This is a genomic window from Terasakiella brassicae (assembly GCF_014641495.1).
GTDB classification, from domain to species: Bacteria; Pseudomonadota; Alphaproteobacteria; order Rhodospirillales; family Terasakiellaceae; genus Terasakiella; species Terasakiella brassicae.
On record NZ_BMHV01000003.1, the window covers coordinates 1 to 19,310 of the forward strand.

General features: G+C 47.1%; 18 protein-coding genes. 9 read left to right on the plus strand and 9 right to left on the minus strand.

Features of this window, described 5'->3' with window-relative positions; translation table 11 throughout:
• Positions 1–99: 99 nt before the first annotated feature.
• Together IEW74_RS02340 and IEW74_RS02345 are read right to left on the minus strand one after the other, a co-directional pair.
• The gene (locus tag IEW74_RS02340; protein WP_188660983.1) at positions 100–369 is read right to left on the minus strand and encodes a hypothetical protein; all 270 of its coding nucleotides are present in this window, start codon (positions 367–369) and stop codon (positions 100–102) included.
• 107 nt (positions 370–476) lie between these two features.
• Complete coding sequence (locus tag IEW74_RS02345) at positions 477–725, minus strand: hypothetical protein (RefSeq protein WP_188660986.1); 249 nt, start codon at positions 723–725, stop codon at positions 477–479.
• A gap of 308 nt (positions 726–1,033) precedes the next feature.
• On the opposite strand from IEW74_RS02345, the gene IEW74_RS02350 reads away from it, so the two are divergent.
• Positions 1,034–1,354 carry a hypothetical protein gene (locus IEW74_RS02350; protein WP_188660989.1) on the plus strand — a complete coding sequence of 107 codons (321 nt, stop codon included), beginning with the start codon at positions 1,034–1,036 and terminating at the stop codon, positions 1,352–1,354.
• Between the two features lie 63 nt (positions 1,355–1,417).
• On the opposite strand, the gene IEW74_RS02355 is transcribed toward IEW74_RS02350, so the two are convergent.
• Both IEW74_RS02355 and IEW74_RS02360 read right to left on the minus strand, forming a co-directional pair.
• Positions 1,418–2,299 (minus strand): class I SAM-dependent methyltransferase, encoded by an 882-nt coding sequence (locus IEW74_RS02355; protein WP_188660992.1) that lies wholly within the window; start codon positions 2,297–2,299, stop codon positions 1,418–1,420.
• Between the two features lie 3 nt (positions 2,300–2,302).
• A complete protein-coding gene (locus tag IEW74_RS02360) occupies positions 2,303–3,499 on the minus strand; it encodes an N-acyl amino acid synthase FeeM domain-containing protein (protein WP_188660994.1) in 1,197 nt (398 codons plus the stop codon).
• Positions 3,500–4,067: 568 nt separating this feature from the next.
• On the opposite strand from IEW74_RS02360, the gene gshB reads away from it, so the two are divergent.
• Positions 4,068–5,123 carry a glutathione synthase gene (gene gshB / locus IEW74_RS02365; RefSeq protein ID WP_229734211.1) on the plus strand — a complete coding sequence of 352 codons (1,056 nt, stop codon included), beginning with the start codon at positions 4,068–4,070 and terminating at the stop codon, positions 5,121–5,123.
• On the plus strand, positions 5,104–7,131 hold the full coding sequence (locus IEW74_RS02370) for a flavohemoglobin expression-modulating QEGLA motif protein (protein WP_188660997.1): 2,028 nt from the start codon (positions 5,104–5,106) through the stop codon (positions 7,129–7,131). Before gshB ends, IEW74_RS02370 begins: the two co-directional genes overlap by 20 nt.
• On the opposite strand, the gene IEW74_RS02375 is transcribed toward IEW74_RS02370, so the two are convergent.
• From IEW74_RS02375 to IEW74_RS02385, 3 genes are all read right to left on the minus strand, one after another.
• Positions 7,128–8,783: a sensor histidine kinase gene (locus tag IEW74_RS02375; protein WP_188661000.1), complete on the minus strand. Its 1,656-nt coding sequence runs from the start codon at positions 8,781–8,783 to the stop codon at positions 7,128–7,130. The two genes, IEW74_RS02370 and IEW74_RS02375, sit on opposite strands and share 4 nt — an antisense overlap.
• Positions 8,784–8,976: 193 nt before the next feature.
• On the minus strand, positions 8,977–9,177 hold the full coding sequence (locus IEW74_RS02380; RefSeq protein ID WP_188661003.1) for a YgaP family membrane protein: 201 nt from the start codon (positions 9,175–9,177) through the stop codon (positions 8,977–8,979).
• Between the two features lie 77 nt (positions 9,178–9,254).
• Complete coding sequence (locus IEW74_RS02385) at positions 9,255–9,926, minus strand: Crp/Fnr family transcriptional regulator (protein WP_188661007.1); 672 nt, start codon at positions 9,924–9,926, stop codon at positions 9,255–9,257.
• 193 nt (positions 9,927–10,119) lie between these two features.
• On the opposite strand from IEW74_RS02385, the gene IEW74_RS02390 reads away from it, so the two are divergent.
• Positions 10,120–11,136, plus strand: coding sequence for an amino acid ABC transporter substrate-binding protein (locus IEW74_RS02390; protein ID WP_188661010.1), 1,017 nt, complete (start codon positions 10,120–10,122; stop codon positions 11,134–11,136).
• A gap of 6 nt (positions 11,137–11,142) precedes the next feature.
• Here IEW74_RS02390 and IEW74_RS02395 read toward each other — a convergent pair whose 3' ends face one another.
• Both IEW74_RS02395 and secA read right to left on the minus strand, forming a co-directional pair.
• The gene (locus tag IEW74_RS02395) at positions 11,143–11,502 is read right to left on the minus strand and encodes a c-type cytochrome (RefSeq protein ID WP_188661012.1); all 360 of its coding nucleotides are present in this window, start codon (positions 11,500–11,502) and stop codon (positions 11,143–11,145) included.
• Positions 11,495–14,203, minus strand: coding sequence for a preprotein translocase subunit SecA (gene secA, locus IEW74_RS02400; RefSeq protein WP_188661014.1), 2,709 nt, complete (start codon positions 14,201–14,203; stop codon positions 11,495–11,497). The genes IEW74_RS02395 and secA overlap by 8 nt, the downstream gene beginning before the upstream one ends.
• A 222-nt stretch (positions 14,204–14,425) precedes the next feature.
• Here secA and IEW74_RS02405 point away from each other — a divergent pair, with 222 nt between their 5' ends.
• The 5 genes from IEW74_RS02405 (at position 14,426) to IEW74_RS02425 (ending at position 19,281) form a co-directional block, all read left to right on the plus strand.
• Positions 14,426–15,274 carry a peptidylprolyl isomerase gene (locus IEW74_RS02405; protein WP_188661018.1) on the plus strand — a complete coding sequence of 283 codons (849 nt, stop codon included), beginning with the start codon at positions 14,426–14,428 and terminating at the stop codon, positions 15,272–15,274.
• 78 nt (positions 15,275–15,352) lie between these two features.
• Positions 15,353–16,588, plus strand: coding sequence for a bifunctional glutamate N-acetyltransferase/amino-acid acetyltransferase ArgJ (gene argJ, locus IEW74_RS02410; protein WP_188661021.1), 1,236 nt, complete (start codon positions 15,353–15,355; stop codon positions 16,586–16,588).
• A gap of 69 nt (positions 16,589–16,657) precedes the next feature.
• On the plus strand, positions 16,658–17,080 hold the full coding sequence (locus IEW74_RS02415) for a (deoxy)nucleoside triphosphate pyrophosphohydrolase (RefSeq protein ID WP_268233796.1): 423 nt from the start codon (positions 16,658–16,660) through the stop codon (positions 17,078–17,080).
• Between the two features lie 123 nt (positions 17,081–17,203).
• On the plus strand, positions 17,204–18,007 hold the full coding sequence (locus IEW74_RS02420; protein ID WP_188661025.1) for an inositol monophosphatase family protein: 804 nt from the start codon (positions 17,204–17,206) through the stop codon (positions 18,005–18,007).
• A gap of 149 nt (positions 18,008–18,156) precedes the next feature.
• Positions 18,157–19,281, plus strand: coding sequence for an OmpA family protein (locus IEW74_RS02425; protein ID WP_188661028.1), 1,125 nt, complete (start codon positions 18,157–18,159; stop codon positions 19,279–19,281).
• The last annotated feature ends 29 nt before the right edge of the window (positions 19,282–19,310 follow it).

Genomic DNA, 19,310 nt, shown 5'->3' on the forward strand with positions numbered 1-19,310 from the left:
AGTGCAAGCTGGACGGCTTCGCTTTTAAATTCATCAGATTTTTTGAGACTCATTTATTCCTCCTGTAAATCTCAGTTTAACAGAAGGTGCTCTCCAGTTTTAGGGGACGGGTCCATTATCCCAGTCAGCTGGGTTTCCAGGTATAATGCCTTTGTAAACGACTTTATCCACAGCAAGCTCAATGCTATCATTAAACTCCCCAGCAGAAACAAGTCGTTCTATTTCTGCTTTAGCAGCAGCTCCGGCAGTCTCAGTCGCCTTTTCCTCTGCAACTTCAGTAGCTTTTTTCAGGGTTTCTCTGTATCCAAAGAACGACAATATCGCAATAACAACACCGAAAACAGTAACTACAACGGTAACTGCAGCCAACAGGATACTAACCCAAGCACCAAAATAATTTTCATTATTAGGTAAGCTCTTCGTGTTGCTTTGAACAATCTTTCTGAGTTCGTCAATTCTCTGATTTTGAGATATTATCACTGCCTGCAGGTTTTGTATCTGAAGTTGACTGTTTTTTCCATTAGTCGCAACAGCTCTTGAGAACTGTTATTTTGCTGATAATCTATCCGGTCGAGCAAACGATTAATAAAGGTGAGATTATTTCTTTTATCTATTGAGGCGGTATCTGGTTTTACACTCGCTCCCTTTTCTTGGGCATAGACATTCAAATTAATAAATGCAGAAGCAATCAAAAGGACAATAAAGAAATATTTCCGAAAAATCATTTAGCTCACATTCCTGAGGTTTCTGTGACGTGAATTTAACCCAAGCGGCGAACGCTATCAAGTTGTAAAGGTTAAAATTATCACACTTCTATTTTGGAGTTTTAGTATTATCTATAAAGTTCCACCCCATATCACCCCGAAACCTGCCTGCATCCCCCGCAGTATATCCAGAACCTTCTCGGACTTTCATTCCTGCGCGCCAGTGACTTTTAAATTGTGATCAAAAAGGTCTGATTGCTTATCATTTTGTTAATTGCTTGTTTGTAACATGGAAATGATTATTTCGTTTTTGATGAAAGGGTTATAAAATGCAGGATGCTCAACTTGGTCGCATCAAATTGAAAATGGACAAGACAATTCGTGAAATTAATCAAGTTGTCATAAATCCTGAAATCCCCGAGTTATCATCAGAAGATTTGGAACCTGTTTTTCGTCTTGTGGCAAAATGCAGAGCCGCTTACCTTAAACAGCTTTTTCACGTAACCCTTGCTGCAAAAAAAGGGTTGCCGGACAACGGGCAAATTCAAGAATTAGCTGATTTGCGAAATACATATGAAGAAACCTTGAAAGCAACTCAAGCTTTGGAAACCGCTATTGAGCGCGGGTATCTTGATATGAAGAATGTCTAATCTTAAATATAGCGATTTCTTGCGAGCTCACCCGCACTCTTTGACGTGACTTGCAAGTAATCCCTAGTGGAAAAGGGCAGAGACCAGATATTCGCCATAATGTAAGGCGGGATGGTCGTCGGGTTTTAGGAATTGGGATTTGAATTGATCGGTGCCGTCCAAGGCCAGCAGGTCGCATTTCTGTTTTTCCAGAAAGGGTTTTATGTTGCCTTTTTCCATATCCCATTTGATCGGCTCCCCGATTATGTTCAGGTAGATTTGCAGAAGTTTTCGGGTGTTGTTGTCCGCGCTGTCTTGTGGTTCAAGGGCGGTGAACAGGAAGCGGGTGCCGCTGCCGCTTAGGGTGCGGATCGCGTTAAACATATGGGTGATTTCGTCATCACTCAGGTACATGGTCACGCCTTCACAGATATAAAGTGTCGGGATGTCTGTTTGAAAGGCGTTGAAGGCGGCAAGGCGGTCTTCGAGATTTTGATGGGTGAAATCGATGCTGAGGTAGTGCAGATTGCTTTGTTCGGCCTCTTTTAAGGCTTGTGCCTTAAACTGCTGAGTATCGGGATGATCGATTTCGATAAAGGAGACATCCGGGTTTTCTTTTGCCAGTCGCAGGGCGAGACTGTCAAATCCGGCACCAAGACACACGACTTGTTTAACGCCGTCCTCAAGAGCTTTTCGCGTATGTGTTTCTATAGAAAGTTTACGCAAGGCATAATGCAGGGTAATGCCGGGTAATAAAAGATATTCGCGCAGTTTGACGCCTAGGGTAAAGCCCGGTTTATTGATTTGTGCCAGTCGCTTTTGACCTTCTGGTGAGTGGGAGAGGATTTTTTCGCCGAGCTCTATCGCCTCTGGTGAAATGAGATAATGATGAGGTGTGCGCCGGGCGATATACATAATGCCTTGCAGAACGGTATAGGCCGTGATGCTGGCTTTATTCTCTTTCATTGATCAATCTTTCTCGACAAAGGTGATGGCATGTTTGCTGCGCTTGATGAGGTTTTGTGCTTCCAGTTTTGCAAGATGCGCTTCGGCTTCTTCTGGTGTGGCAAGGGCCATAGAGGCGAAATCTGTCGTTGTGACTTTGGCGATACGTTGATTGGGGTTTTTCGGGTCAATCATGGCGCTTTGGCGTAAACTTTTGGTGAAATAGGCCATGCGTTCTTCCAGTGAGGCATAGGCATAGAGCAAGGCGCGTTCGTCGGCAGAACGCAGGCGTTTGGATAAAATCTCCATCAGGTCGCGCAGGTAGGTGGCGTTTTCCTGAATCTTTTGCCAGAAGGTTTCCCGGTCAATCACCAACAGTTCGGTGTTGCCAATGGTGGTTGCGCTGGCTGAACGAGGCGCTTCATCAATCAATGACAATTCACCAAACATATCGCCGGGACCGAGTTTCGCCAACGAGAGCAGCTCGGCATTTTCTTTATAACGGCACGCAATATCGACCCCACCTTTGGTGATGAGATAGGCTTTGTCGCCGTGACTGTCTTGTTGAAAAATCGTTGTCCCGCCATCCAAAAGATACCATCGGAAACAGCCGCTGAAATGGTCCAGTAGCGTTTTTTGTTCTGCCAGCATATTGAAGGCCCAGTCGTACATATTGGCCAGCGGTGTGGCGATGGCGACGATATGGCTGTTGATCTCTTCTATCCAAATTTCATCGGACAGGATTTCCCAGCCCAGACGTTTGTAAATACCAATTGTACTGGCGTTTACGGTCGCGATAATATGGCTGACATTCAGGGAATGCCCGACATCAACCGCCATACGCAAAAGGGCCCGGAAAACATCGCGTCGATTGCGCCATTCTTCGGCGATTGCCAACATGCCGGAACTGGCAAAAACAGGGGGCGGTGCGTTTTCGTCAAATGCCTGTTGGCGGATTTTATCTTTGTAAGGCGTGAAGTCAAAAGATTCATCGGCGGCAGTGCCAATTTCATTTTCGAGCGTCACGCGCATGGTGCCAACGGCGGTTTCTTCACTATAGGCGATAATGTTAATGCTGTTTGGTACAGAATCGTAAAGGTCGATGATGTAGTCATGGGCTGTGTTTTGAAAAAAATCATTCGCCTTATAGACACTATGGCGCAGACGGTAGACATCATTCAGTTCTTTAGCCGATTTTGCAATTCTGATTTTTATTGCCATTTTAAAAAGTGCCGTAAAGGTTTTAAATAATGCTTATTCATCAATTAAATTGAAGATATGTCAAGGAATACATGGGATGTTTTCGGGTGAGATAGTAATCGAGAGGTGAATGAGGGCATTGCCCATGATATTTTAAAGTTATGTCTCACTCTTAAAATGTAAAGCGCACCTTGCGAAAAGGATCGTTTGATTTATGGGGTTGGTTAAAGTCAATTTGACCTAAGAATAGGTAGGTGAAGCCGTGTTACTTCTAAATGAGAAAGTGATTTTTCTTATTATTTATAATGTATTTTCGATTATTTTGTGAATTTTAATACTTGTTATTTACTTTAAAATAGCCTGAATTGCGCGTGCGTTACGTTGTGTTTGTAAATTGTGTTTTTTATTTTTTCTTGAAAATTTTAAGAAAAAATGCAATGTGTAATCATAAGTTCAATAGCGAACCTTCTTTTATTTCACATAATAAGTAAAAAGTTCTTGCCATCCTGTTGCGCAGTCCCTAAATAGCGCCTCGCCTTATCATTATTGGTAGTAGGTGTGTTTCAAGTTGTTCGTGATTGGAATTTAAATGACAACTTTTAATCGCCCCATCAAAATTTGTTTTCTGATGTATCCGTGGGAACGCATTTCCCCGGAAAGCGATACGACTTTGCGTATTATTCACGAAGCGGTTGGACGCGGCCATATTGTGGCGGTGACAACGCCGACGAATTTGACGATCCGTGAAACGGTGGCACATGCGTTTTGTTCTGTGATTGAACGCAAGTCCTATACCCGTTCGGCACAACATTTCCATAAATCGGCAACTTTCAAAAAGCGTTTGTTGCCGTTGTCCGGTTTTGATGTGATCTTTATGCGTGCCAATCCACCGTTGGATGTAACGGTGTTGAATTTCCTTGATTCTGTTAAAGATGATACATTCATCTGTAACGATATCAATGGCTTGCGTATTGCCAATAATAAAATTTATACCGCTGCCCTGTATGATCCGAACAGCACGTTTGTGCCGGCAACCCATGTGTCCAAAAACCGGGAATATCTGGAAAAGGTCCTGCTGGAATCTGATCAGGAACAAATGATTCTGAAACCACTCAACGGTTTTGGCGGGCAAGGTGTGATTATTGTCGAGAAAAAATCCAAGAGCAGTTTTCGCTCTTTGCTGGATTTTTATCTTGGTGCCAATTCCGATCAATATGTCATTTTACAGGAATTCGTCCCCGGTGCGGAAAAAGGGGACGTGCGTATTCTGATGCTGAACGGGGAACCGATCGGGGCCATGAAACGCGTCCCGGCCGAAGGCGAAGCCCGTTCCAATATCGCAACAGGCGGTAAGGCGGTTAAACACACCCTGACGAAGGAAGAAAAAGAACTCTGTCGTCAGGTTGGTCCCAAACTTGTGCGCGATGGTTTGTATTTTGTGGGTTTGGACGTCATTGGCGGCAAGCTGATTGAAGTTAATGTTCTCAGCCCCGGCGGGATCACGCGGATCAACCGTTTGAACCGTGTGCGCTTGCAAGCCAAGGTTATTGATTTTGTGGAATCTGTGGTGACGGCCAAAGAAGTGCTGATGGCGCGCAAGAACCAGTATAGAAGGTTGATCGAAGATGCAGTCGACGAAAGTTGAGGACATCATCGCGCGCCTTCATAAAGGCGAAAGTCTGGAGGCGCGTGAAGCCAGCGGGGCTTATGAAATTGCATTTGATCCCCAGTTTCCTTATATCTGTGCGGCTATTCATAACGGGCATCGTTTTGCAAGTGAACTACGCCCGCTTTGTTTGCTGGATGAAGCGGAACGCCTTTATGAAGAAGATCCGCATACTGGCGATCTGATAAGCGGTTATCCCAATCGAATTATTGCGTTTGACAGTCGTTATGAATATGACCTGAACCGCAATGAGCTGGATTGTGTCTATCAAACGGCATGGGGTAAAAAAGTCTGGAGCCGCGAACTGCCAGAAGAGCTAAGCCATCGTTCCATTGAAAAGCATCGTGCGTTTTACAAGGTGTTTGACGCGGCGGTGCAGGCCTTGATTAAAAAGCATGGTTTTTGCGTGGTCTATGACGTTCATTCCTATAACGGGGAACGTAAAGGCGGAACTGCCGCACCGAGCTTTAATATCGGTACGGCCCAAATTGATATGCGTAAACATCGCAGCAACGTGAATTTTATGTTGCGTCAGCTTGATCGAATTTCAATTACCGGTGAAACAGTCCGTGCCGCGCATGATGAAGTCTTTTTGGGACAAGGTTATCTGGCAACGCGTACACGTGAATTATCCGCCAAGGCTTTATGTTTGCCGATTGAAATTCGTAAATTTTATTGTGAAGAGAAAACGGCAACGCTTTATCCGCAGATTTTCAATGAATTGAAAGACGGGTTCACCAAAGTTATTTTGGAACATGCCGCTTTCTTTGCCAACAAGCGGACAGAGAAAAGCACGGTGCATCGTCACGATATGCTGTCATCCCAGATTGAACCGGTCACCCGTCAGGTGGATCGGGATCTGTTTCGCATTGCCAAATCAATGGAAACCCTGCTGTATGTTAACCCGATTAATATTGATCAGGAACGCAAGCGGTTTTTTGCCCGCAAAGAACGCTACGAACCGGTCTTTAAATATCGCAAGCTGGATATTGATCCGTTTTTGGTCAAAGAAAAACTCTTTCGTTTACCGATCGAAGAGATTGGCGATGTCACGGTACAAACCCTGTATCGCCGGGCCATTGATGGTTTGTCGACTAAAGTGGACCTTTTGTCGGCGATTGGCAGCAAAGGCTGTCTCTATAATTCACTGCGTTATTATGGGGAACCGGACCGGGCCGATTTGGACAATGCGCGTTTTCTGCTGCATGCCCCTGAGCTGAAGGATGAAACAGAAGATCGTGATTTTGTCAGTGACAACGATGTCGCTGCATTGCTGCAAAAAGAAATCGACTATTACAAACTGGATGCGCCGGTTAAGCTCAGCAGTCGTCTTGTTGCCGGGGCCATGGTCGATAATGCGAATTTCCGTGTTTTGATTAAACGCGGGAGCCACATGACGCGCAAGGCCGCACAGGCGTTGAAGCATCACGAGGTCGGTGTCCATCTGTTGACATCAGCCAATGCGCGACAACAACCGTTAAGCCTGTTTCGTCTTGGTTTGCCCGGTTCAACCGAAACGCAGGAAGGCATTGCGGTCCTGGCGGAATATTTGTCCGGTAATATGTCGTTAAAACGACTTAAGGTTCTGGCTTTGCGTGTGATTGCGGTACGTTATTTGCTGGATGGACATTCGTTTGAGCGCACTTACAGTATGCTGATGGAAGAATATCCGGAAATGGACGACCATATTTTCACAACGGTTGTTCGGGTGTTTCGTGGCGGTGGTTTTACGAAGGATTACCTCTATTTACGGGGATTGGCGAAAGCCTATTTTTATTGGCAATCGGGTAAATCGTGGGAACCGCTGTTAATCGGTAAAAGTGCTTTTGATGATAGTGAGCGTATTCAGGAATTAATTGAACGATCCGTTATTGTCAGACCAGAGCGTCTGCCGCACGCCTTTACCATGAAAGAGGTTAAAAACCCGATCCATGATTATTTGCTCAGTTCGCTTAAATATGAAATGAGTGACGAGGTTGCCGCTTAACGGGCGGCGTCCTCGTTATCCGGGGCAGGGGAGTAGTCTGCGTTGTATGCTTTTAAGTATATGCTGAAACGGCTCCCTTCGCCCAAGGTGCTTTCCACTTTGATTTCCCCGCCCATCAGTTCAAGGTTTTTTTGAACGATTGCCAAGCCAACACCTGTGCCTTCAACGTGCGTGGTGGTTTCTTTGACCCTGCGAAACGGTTCGAAGATGTGAGGGAGATCAGCTTCGGGGATGCCTTTGCCGTTATCTTCGACATAAAGTTCAATATATTGATTGTCGGTGGTCCGGCAACCAAATCTGACATAACCATCGTCATTGCCGTATTTAATCGCATTACTGACCAGATTAAGCAAAACCTGTTTCAATTTGCTGCGATCTACATAGACATAAAGGTCTGTTTCGGGATGTCCGCTCAGGCTGATATGACGTGCGCCTGCGATAGGTTCGACAATATCAAAACATTCTTTAAACACGTCACGGGGTTGAAAAATTTCGGGCTGGTAAACGGCGCGACCACTTTCAATGCGGGCAAGATCCAGTACATCGTTGACAATATCAAGCAGCATCCGCCCGGAATCAACGATCTGGGTAATCCATGCCTTTTGTTTCGCTGTCAGGTTTTGATCTTTATTCAACCCAAGCATTTGGGCAAATCCTAAAATTCCATTCAGGGGCGTTCGCAATTCGTGTGACATACTGGATAGGAAAGTTGATTTTGCGCGGTTGGCTTGTTCGGATTTCTCCGCCTTTTCCATGATTTCAACGGTCTGGCGCCGAACCTGCTCTTCCAGCCTTTTGTTGAAGCTTGCAAGCTCAGTATTGGCCCGTTCCAAATCGCGATTAAGTTTTTGGGATTGTATAGATTTACGTTGAATAACGCTGAGGAGATAGATCAACGACAAAATGGTAATCAGAAAAGGCAGAAGGTTCCAAATCAAGTCGATGAAAGAATAGCCTTTGGGGGTGAAATAAAGGGGGAAGCTGGACTGGCTTGCATCATCAAGCACATCAAATTTTATTTGATCTGGGTTTGGCTGTAGGGAAAGGTTTGTAACTGCAAAATTCTTCGAGATTTTGGCGAGATCAGTGGGGGTTATTGCTTTCAGTAGGACCAGGTAGCCTTTTTCGTCTTCTGTTCGGGAACCTGTGGCCGATTCACGGGTAAGCGCGCTGGTCGCAACGAGATAAACGCTCTCTTTATTTTGAAAGTAAAAGCCGCTGGCTTGTGGGGAATTTCGTTTTTGCGAGACGGTTTGCACCACCGCTGTTCTAAATACCGGATGACTTGTCAATGTGTTGGTTAATTCTGAATGAGCTGAACCGAAGGTGAAAATCAAGTTGTGTTGACCATCAAACAACAGCGTATGATATAAGCCAAACGTATCTAAAAGATATTGTCCAATATTGCCATCGGCCCATTGTCGGTCTCGCGCGATGAGAGCTTTGTCAATTGTATCGTCCCAATAGCTATTGTCGTAGGCGGTTCGTTTCAGGTTCTCTAGTTGCTCATGAATGAGAACGATAACCATCTGTATTTTATGGGAAAGATCATTATTCTTTGTTTTATTATAAGATAAGCCCCCGTAGATAATCGAGGCCAGAGTTGCGAGAACAGCAACCAAATAGGCAATTTTAATTTCCCGATTTTTCATCGCAGATCCATGAAATTTTGAGTTTTAATTATTCTTACACAGATATAGCCTCTTATAAAGGAATAGAGCCCTAATATCTGTCAATTTCAAGCAAAAAAACTGCAAGACTTTCGCCTTGCAGTTTCTTGTGTTTGATCTTTACGGTTTGAGGGGGCAGTAAAAATCAGAACTCTTTTTGCTGGATCAAAAATTCTTAATCAGAGATTTTGCAAGTTTTAATTCCGAACAATGTGTAAGCCGGGCACCAACCGAGCAATGCGGTTACCAGCGGGACAATACCGATGAAACCAAGATAGTTATAACCGGTTTCCGGACCGACCAGTGCAAATGCCAAGAGGCCAATGCCAGCAATAATGCGAATGATACGGTCGATAGAACCAACGTTTTTGTTCATGTAATCTACTCCCAACAGAATATGTAATTGTCATCTCTGGGGATACATTAACAAAGGTGAATAAAGTGTTCTGTAACTTAGTCACAATGGTGTGAAATAAAGCTTTTAAGGTCTTCCGGCTTTTTCACAATCAGTTTGCCACGGTGTAGTTCGATCCAGCCTTTTTTTTCAAATTCTTTCAGTTGGCGACTGATGACTTCACGGGCGGAACCAAGTTCGACGGCGAGATCGTAATGGGTTTTTTTGACAACCCCATTGCTGTCTTTATGCCGGGCTATAAATTGTGCCAGTCTGACATCAATACGTTTAAAGGCGACTTCTTCAACAAGCAGAACCAGACTTGAAATACGCTGGCCATAGCTTGCAAAAACCAAATCCCGAAACCCGTTACTGGTTGCCAGGAATTCTTGAAACGCACGTGCGGGCAGGGCGATTGCCGTTGTCTTTTCTTCGGTCAGGGCTTCTGCATTATAGGCTTCATGGGAAAGCAGGCAGGCTGTTGTCAGAACACAAGTCTGCCCGCTTTCCACGCGATAAAGAACAATTTCACGCCCATTGTCACCAACCATTTGGACACGCACACTGCCATCAATGACAAGCAGGAATGCCCCGCATTCATCACCGGGGGAAAAAAGTTTGGTGTGAGAGGGAACTTCAACAAGTTGCGCGTCTGTCTCAAGGCGTCTTTTTTCGTCAGCCGTAAGCTGATTTAGAAAGGGCAATTGTTCTATCCAGTCCGCGAGAGTCATATTTTTGAACGCATATTGTTGAAAGGACGAATATGGACTGATCATATTTTATGAAACGTAGGGAAGCTACTGATTTTTGAAACGGTATGTGGGGGGGGGAAGGAAAAGGGGGCTAAATCCCTGTCCTTTTGTTTTTATGAAAAATACCGTAAATTAAATGTATCTATAGCGGGGGAAGGAGACAAAGGGGCGCATGCGTTTATTTTTGTTGTTTGTTCTTGGTGGGATATTCTTTTTTAAGGGACCCGTTTCTTATGCGTCTACCTTGGATGATGTGCGCGAACGCGATTACCTTATTTGTGGCGTAGATGAACAAAATTACGGCTTTGCCTATGTGGATGAACACGGACGCTGGGTCGGGTTTGAGGTTGATTTCTGCCGGGCGCTGGCGGTTGCCGTTTTAGGAAGTGCCGAGAAAGTTCAGTTTATTTCCCTGAATGCCCAAACCCGTTTCAGTGCACTGAGTGCGCAACAAATTGATATTCTTTTGCGTTCGACAACATGGACTTATACGCGTGATATTGCTTATGGTGTGGATTATCCCGGTGTGACATATTATGACCAATTGGGAATTCTCGCCCATAAATCAATTGGTTATACAGCATTTTCTGAGGTTGAGGAGGCCACCTTGTGTGTGGCAAACGGGACGACAACGTTGGAAAGCGTTCAGGAGTATGTCCATAGCTCCGGACGTAAGATCAAGATCAAAGTGTTTAATTCCCGTGAGGGGTTGAGCAATTTTTTCTTTTCCGGTCAATGTGATCTTTATGCGGCGGATCGTTCGGCACTTCAGGCGATTCTTACTTTTTCTGCGCCCAATCCAAACGATTATGTTTTGTTGCAGGCAACGCTTTCTAAGGAGCCTTTGGGGCCGGTAGTGCGTGATGATGACCGTGAATGGTACGATATCGTCAAATGGCTTGTTTATGGATTAATCGAAGCCGAGGAACGCGGTGTAACGCGCCGCAATGTGGAAGAGATGCGGCGCTTAAATAATCATGCGGTTCGTTTTATGCTGGGGGGCGAAAGTGGTTTTGGCAAAGCCCTGCGCTTACCGGATAGCTGGTTATATGACGTTATTCGCGCACAAGGCAATTACGGCGAAATTTTCGAACGCAACCTTGGCAGTGGCAGCCAATTGAAAATAGAACGCGGCTTGAACAATTTGTGGCAAAAGGGCGGGTTGATGTATGCCATGCCGATCCGTTAACGCCGTTTATTTAAACGCATGCCAAAGATACTGGACAATAGCCTTGGCATCGTCTTCGGAAATATTATCGCGTTTTTCAAACGAGGGCATATCGGTATGAATGTTCTCGCCGCCTTCGCGAATGGTCCACATCAGATATTCATCCGATATGATCTTACCTTGCATGGCTTGTAACAAGTTTGCCGGCGGTGGTGACATATTTCCGGCAGCCGGGCCGTTCCCATCGCCTTCTGCGCCATGACATTCGGCGCAGAACTGCATATATAACTGTTCGCCTTTTTCAGTCAAATGACCGTGGGCGAAGGCATTGCCGGTGAAGGTAAGAAAGGCGGCGAGGTATGCGCCACCTTTTAGAAACTTAGCCATGACAGTGTTTGAACTTCTTGCCGGAACCGCAAGGACAAGCGGCGTTTCGGGCAACTTTCCCCCATGTAGCTGGATCATTCGGGTCGATATTTTCAGACGGTTTATTGGTGCGCACGGTTGCCGTACCATATTCCGGTGACTCCGGTTGCTGGTTCGCCATTGCCGGATCTTGGCGGCTTTCCGTCATTTGCTGATCTTCATGGCGGTTGAACGCTTCAAGCTCATCTTCAGGGGAGCCGACTTGCAGTTCCACATGTGCCAGCAGAGAAACAACACGGTCACGCAAAATAGAAAGCATCTCTTCAAACAGGTTGAAGGCCTCGCGTTTATATTCATTCAGCGGGTCACGTTGTGCATAGGCACGCAAGCCAATACCTTGGCGCAGGTGATCAAGGGCCAGCAGGTGTTCTTTCCAAATAGTGTCAAGCAGCTGTAAAAGGACGCTTTTTTCAACAGAACGCCAGATGTCTTCGCCGTAATTTACGACCTTGGCCGCCATTTTGCGATCCACTTCATCGGTGATGCGGTCACGGATTTCCTGATCGGCAACACCTTCTTCCTTGGCCCATTCCTTGACGGGCAGATCGATGTTGAAGACGCGTGTGATTTCTTCGTGCAGTGAATCTGTGTCCCATTGTTCCGCATAGGCTTTTTCCGGGATACATTTGTCGACGATATCTTCGATCACATCATAACGCATATCTTTAATCAGATCGGAAACGTCTTCGGTCGACATCATTTCTCGACGTTGTTCAAAGATCACTTTACGTTGATCATTCATAACATCGTCAAATTTAAGCAACTGTTTACGCATGTCGAAGTTTCGGGCCTCGACTTTCTGTTGCGCTTTTTCCAGTGCCTTGTTGATCCACGGGTGGACGATGGCTTCACCTTCTTCCAGACCGAGTTTTTTCAGCATGCCGTCCATACGTTCGGACCCGAAGATACGCATCAGGTCATCTTCCAGTGACAGGAAGAATTTAGAGGCACCGACATCGCCCTGGCGACCGGAACGACCACGCAACTGGTTGTCAATTCGGCGGCTTTCATGGCGTTCTGTGCCCAAGACGAACAAACCGCCTGCATCCAGTGCAACCTGTTTGGCCTCGGCAATTTCGCTTTTGAGACGTTCGATTTCAGCATCACTCGGGTTTTCACCCAGTTCTGTCTGAACGCGCATGTCCAGATTACCACCCAACTGAATGTCCGTTCCGCGACCTGCCATGTTTGTGGCGATCGTTACGGCACCGGGAACCCCGGCTTGGGCCACAATATAGGCTTCGCGCTCGTGTTGTTTGGCGTTGAGAACTTCGTGTTTGATTTTGCGCTTTTTCAAAGCCGCTGCCAGCTCTTCGGATTGTTCGATTGAAACTGTCCCGACGAGGATCGGCTGCTTGCGTTCAACGCATTCGACAATCTGTTCGATGATGGCATTAATTTTTTCGCCGCGTGTACGATAAACTTCGTCGTCATAATCCTTACGCGAAATAACGCGGTTGGTCGGCATATCCACGACTTCGAGCTTGTAAATCTCTGCAAATTCACCGGCTTCGGTCATGGCTGTCCCGGTCATGCCAGCCAGTTTCGGATAAAGTCGGAAGTAGTTCTGGAAGGTAACAGAGGCAAGCGTCTGATTTTCCTGTTGGACGGTAACTTTTTCCTTGGCTTCCAGAGCTTGATGCAGACCATCTGAATAACGACGGCCTTCCATTGCACGACCTGTGAATTCGTCCACAATCATGACTTTGCCGTCTTTAACCAGATAATCCACGCCATTTTGGAAAATATGGTGGGCGCGTAAGGCAGAATTTACATGGTGAAGAAGCGAAACGTTGGTCAGATCGTAAAGACCGCCAGCTTCCAAAAGCCCGGCCTGACGCAAAAGTTCTTCTGCGGTTTCGACACCTTTTTCAGAAAGCGAGATTGACTTAACCTTCTCGTCTTTCTCGTAGTCGTCTTCTTGTAAATTCGGGATAATCGCATCGACCGCGCCATACAGGTCGGAACTGTCGTCGCTGGGGCCGGAAATGATCAACGGTGTACGTGCTTCATCGATCAGGATGGAGTCGACTTCATCGACGATGGCAAAATTAAAGGGACGCTGAACCATGGTTTCCAGCGTGAATTTCATATTGTCGCGCAGATAGTCGAAGCCAAGTTCGTTGTTGGTCGCATAAGTGATGTCGCAAGCATAGGCATCCTGACGTTCTTTGTCCCCCATTTCATTGAGGATACAAGATGTCGTCATACCGAGGAAATTATAGACCTTGCCCATCCATTCGGAGTCGCGTTTGGCCAGGTAATCGTTGACGGTCACAACGTGAACGCCTTTTCCATCCAGAGCATTCAGGTAAGCTGCCAACGTGGCAACCAGTGTTTTACCTTCGCCCGTGGCCATTTCTGCGATTTGTCCCCGGTGCAGAACGATCCCGCCGAGAAGCTGTACATCATAATGGCGCTGTCCCAGTGTGCGTTTGGCGGCTTCGCGGACCGTGGCGAAGGCATCGACCAAAACGTCATCCAGTTTTTCACCGTTTGCGACACGTTCGCGCAGCCAGTCGGTGCGGGCACGAAGCGCGTCATCGCTTAAGGGTTCAATCTCTGCCTCAAGTGCGTTGATATCATCGACGTATTTTTGCAGACCTTTAATGTAACGTTCATTTGCAGTGCCGAAGAGCTTGCGGGCAATAGCGCCAAACATGAAAATCCCCTAGGAAAAATGGTGGAATACCGTTCACGACCGCACAGAGATAGAAGGAATGGGCTTCTCTGTCAATTGGACTTGGTCAAATATGGCGAAAATTGGGGCAAAAAAACGACCATGTTACAAACCTGTTACTTTTCTAGGCTGGACTAGTCCAATGGGATGTGCATTATGCCCGTTAGAGTTTTTTTATCTAACCTTTCTGGGGGTCTCAATTCCATGCTGAAAACAACCTTTCGCAGTTTCGTTCTTGCTGGCGCACTGATCGTCGCTTTGCCTGCTTTTGCTGCAGACAAGCCTGTTGCAGGCAATGACCGTGTCGTTGCCACTGTTAACGGTGCTGACATTTATTATTCCGAACTGTTGGAAGCACAGCGTGCGATGGGCGGTCAGGCACAGGCGATGCCGCTGAAAGTCATTCAAGGCTTGTTGGTCAATTCTATTGCGGATCGTAAACTGGTTGCGGCGACAGCCCGTATGGAAGGCATCCATAAAACAGACGAATTTAAAAAACGCATGCAAAGCATCGAAGAGCATGTGTTGCAGCGTCAGTATCTGATGGCTTATGCAGACAAAGCGGTCACGGATGAAAAAATAAAAGCCAAATATGACGAAATGGTCAAATCCTTTAACCCGGAAAAGCAGGTTCATGCCCGTCATATTCTGGTGAAAACAGAAGATGAAGCCAAAGCTGTCATTAAGGAACTTGAAGGCGGGGCTGATTTTGCGGAATTGGCCAAAACTAAATCCACAGGCCCCAGCGGCCCGAACGGTGGCGACCTCGGTTTCTTTGGTGCAGGTCAAATGGTACCGGCATTTGAATTGGCGGCGTTTGATTTGAAAGAAGGCGATTTTTCTAAAAAACCTGTCAAAACGCAGTTTGGTTACCATGTGATCAAGGCGGAAGCTTTCCGCGTTTCCGAGGCACCGAAACTGGAAGAAGTCGCAGACAAAATTAAAGGTGACCTCGCAAATGATGCGGTGACATCCTACATCGAAGGCCTGCGTAAAAAAGCTGAAATCAAAATGTTTGACGAAGCTGGAAAAGAGATCAAAATGGACGAATAATCCGTCCGGATAATTGAACAACGTCTCAATCATCCCCGGTATTGCGCCGGGGATGCTTTATTTTAAAGGCATTGACATATGACTGACATTTCTCCTCTTGCGCCTAAACAGTTTCCTGAAATTTCCCCTGTCAGCGGTGTGCGTTTTGTGACCCGTGGGGTTGGGGTCAAATATAAAGACCGTACCGATTTAATGGTGGCGGAACTTGTTGAAGGCAGCAGCATTGCAGGTGTGTTTACAAAGTCACTGACCGCATCGGCCCCCGTTGATGCGTGTCGGGCAGCGTTGAAAGCAGGAAAAGGTCAGGCGCGATGTATGATCGTCAATTCAGGAAATGCCAATGCCTTTACCGGTAAAAAGGGCAGTGCCTCGGTTGAGCGGATTGTGACGGCAGCCGCAGATGTGTTTAATTGCACACCGGAAGAAATTTTCACAGCATCGACCGGGGTGATCGGTCAACCGTTGCCGGATAGCAAAATCACCAATGCCTTGGCGGAGATGAAGGATCATTTGGGCGAAGCGGATTTTGAAGCGGCGGCCAAGGCGATTATGACAACGGATACCTTCCCCAAGGCGGCATCTAAAACCGTTCAAATTAACGGAGTCGATGTGGTGATTTCCGGGATTGCGAAAGGGTCCGGTATGATTGCACCGGATATGGCAACCATGTTGTCGTTTATCTTTACCGATGCGAAAATTGCCCCGGATGTGTTGCAGGCTGTCTTGCGCGATGCAACTGATAAATCCTTTAATGCGATTACGGTGGATAGCGATACATCGACCAGCGATACCGTTTTGTTTGCGGCGACCAATCAAGCTGCCCATGATGAGATTACATCTTATGACGATGCTGCCTTGTCCGATTTCAAGGCAGCTTTTGAAGAATTGATGATCGATCTTGCCCAGCAAGTTGTGCGCGATGGCGAAGGGGCAAGTAAGTTTATTACTGTGACCGTGACTGGGGCTGAAAATGACAAGGCCGCGAAAACCATTGCGCTGGCAATTGCCAATTCACCGCTGGTTAAAACAGCGATTGCCGGGGAAGATGCCAATTGGGGCCGTGTTGTGATGGCAGTGGGCAAGGCTGGCGAAAAAGCAGACCGCGATAAATTACAAATCTCGATGGGGGGTGTGATGATCGCGGGTGAAGGCGAGGCCGTCGACGATTATGACGAAGGTCCGGTTGCCGCCCATATGAAAGGTCAGGAAATCGACGTGTTGGTGGATGTCGGGATTGCGACAGGCAAAGCCACGGTTTGGACCTGTGATTTGACGCATGGTTACATTACGATCAACGCAGATTATCGTTCCTGATTGATAAAAAAGAATAGCGGGTAAAATCACATGGCTTTGATTGAAGACGATGATATGGGCTGTTATGGCATGCAGGTCACCAAACATGGTTTGCCAGCCGTGTGGGTGTCTGCTGTTGCAATGGTCGATATAGACGGGCGTGTCTTGATGGCACAACGCCCGGAAGGTAAATCACTGGCCGGATTGTGGGAGTTCCCCGGCGGCAAGGTGGAAGAGGGCGAAACACCCGAAGCCACCTTGGTGCGTGAATTGCACGAAGAATTGGGGGTCGATATTTCTGAAAGCTGTTTGGCTCCCTTTACATTTGCGTCCCATTCCTATGATGATTTTCATCTGTTTATGCCGCTCTATCTCTGCCGCGTCTGGAAAGGGGAACCGCATGGAAAAGAAGGGCAAAAACTGAAATGGGTCTATCCGCACAAGATGGTGGAGTTACCCATGCCGGCAGCGGATGTCCCCTTAATTGCCATGTTGCGTGATTTTCTGTCTTAGCAAAAAAGCACAAACATTGGTCTTGCATCTGCGCGCGTAAAAGAGTAAACGTCTCGCTTCGCCCTGCCCGAAGCTGGCAAGGCTTTGAAACCTGCTCCTTGAATTTATATATACGGTGATGTTATGGCTGTGCGTTCTGCCACGATCAATGTAATGGCAAAAGCTGTTGAAGCTGCTTCACGCGGTTTGTTGCGTGATTTCGGTGAAATTGAAAACCTTCAGGTGTCCCGAAAAGGACCGGCGGATTTCGTAAGCACAGCGGATACCCGTACTGAAAAAATCCTGATTAAAGAACTAACCAAAGCTCGCCCTGAAGTTGGTTTTTTGCTGGAAGAAGGCGGCGAGATCAAAGGGGAAGACGAGACCAAACGCTGGATCATTGACCCGTTGGATGGCACAACGAACTTTTTGCACGGCATTCCTCATTTCGCAATTTCAATTGCCTTGGAAGAAAACGGCCAAATCATTGCCGGTATGGTTTATAACCCGATTACTGATGAAAAATACTGGGCCGAACGCGGGCAAGGCGCCTTTTTGAATGGCCGCCGTTTACGCGTTTCCGGTCGTCGTACGATGGATGAAGCCGTTTATGCGACAGGCATTCCTTTTCGCGGGCGTGGCGATCATGGCCGTTTCCTGAATGAACTGGAAGCCATTATGAAAGTGTCTGCCGGTGTGCGTCGTTTTGGGGCGGCATCGCTTGATCTGGCCTTTGTTGCCGCCGGTCGTTATGACGGGTTCTGGGAAACAGGTTTGCAGCCGTGGGATATTGCCGCCGGGATTTTGCTGGTGAAAGAAGCGGGCGGTTTTGTCTCTGAATTTGATGCCCGCCAGAAAATGTTGGAAAGCGGCAATGTTGTTTGTGGGAATGAATTCCAGCATAACTTGCTTTTGAAAACATTCCGGGATGCAAGAAAACGCGCCTGAGTTGATCGAATATATAAAAAGGCTCTTTTCATTTTGAAAGGGGCCTTTTTTTTGGCTTATATGGTTGTTTGTAAGTCAAACCTTGGGTATCTTGTTTGAATTCGATTTTTATGCATGTGGGAGTACCCCACTCACGGGGGTATGGTTTTATGGGTAAATGGACTGGTTATCGTAAGGTTCTTCTTTGTTCGGCTTTTCTGGGCGCAATGACGCTAGGGACAGTTGCGCAAGCACAGATTTTGGCAAATTTTGATAATAATGTCGTGGTGGACTTGTCCGTTCTTGACGACCGTGGGGTGCGTGCACCTTCACCATCCGGTATAAACCCGTACGTTTCAACGAAAATGCCCCCGGCGCAAATGCCGCGTTCACAGTTTTATGGTTTGCCGCAAGGGGTACAACCACGCGCAGCCGTTACCTTGAACGAGCCTGATTTTCCGGCACAAGGAACACCGCCGAAATCCCGTTTGTTGGTGCAAGCCCCGGATCTCGGTGAAAAGCCGATGTTGAAAATGCCGGCTGCACCAGCCTCCAAGATTACATTGAAAAAACCGGTTGCAGCACCGAAAGCCCCGGTGGCGCGTGTCGCGGTTGCTGAAACGGCACCCAAACCGATGGTTAAAGTGACGCCCAAACCCGAAGTGGTTGAAGCTGCCCCGGCAAAAGAAGTCGCGAAGGCCCCGCTTCCCAGTCAGGTTGTTGAAACAGCACCTAAAGAAATTGCGAAAGTGGAAAAAAAGGTAGAGGCCGCGCAACCGGCTGAACCGAAACCGATTGCTGAAAAAACGAAAGTGGCAGAAGCGCCGAAAGTGGAACAAAAACCACAACCGGCCCCTGAAACGGTGATGGCGGAAGCCCCACCCCCGCCGCCGAGTACGACAATTGAACCCAAAGACGTAACCTCTGCTATTTCTGCAGAAAGTGGTAATAAAACATCGACGGCCTCTTTGCCCACGCAAAATGAAGCTGCTGTTCGTGTTGTTTTCCAGTCCGGTCGCAGCAAGCTGCCGTCCAGCGTCGAGACAGACCTGAAAAAAATGGCGGAAGATTTACGCAGTCATCCCGATGACCGTGTTCAGTTGCAGGCTTATGCCGGCGGGGAAGATCTGTCTGCCAGTAAAGCGCGTCGTTTGTCCCTGTCGCGGGCTTTGGCTGTGCGCTCTTATTTGATTGATCAAGGCGTACAAAGTACACGCATTGATGTCCGTGCCTTGGGCAACAAGACCACGGAAGAACCGTTTGATCGTGTGGATGTTGAAATTACGCCACGCTAATCCAATCATGTAAACTCAGGTGTGGAGCC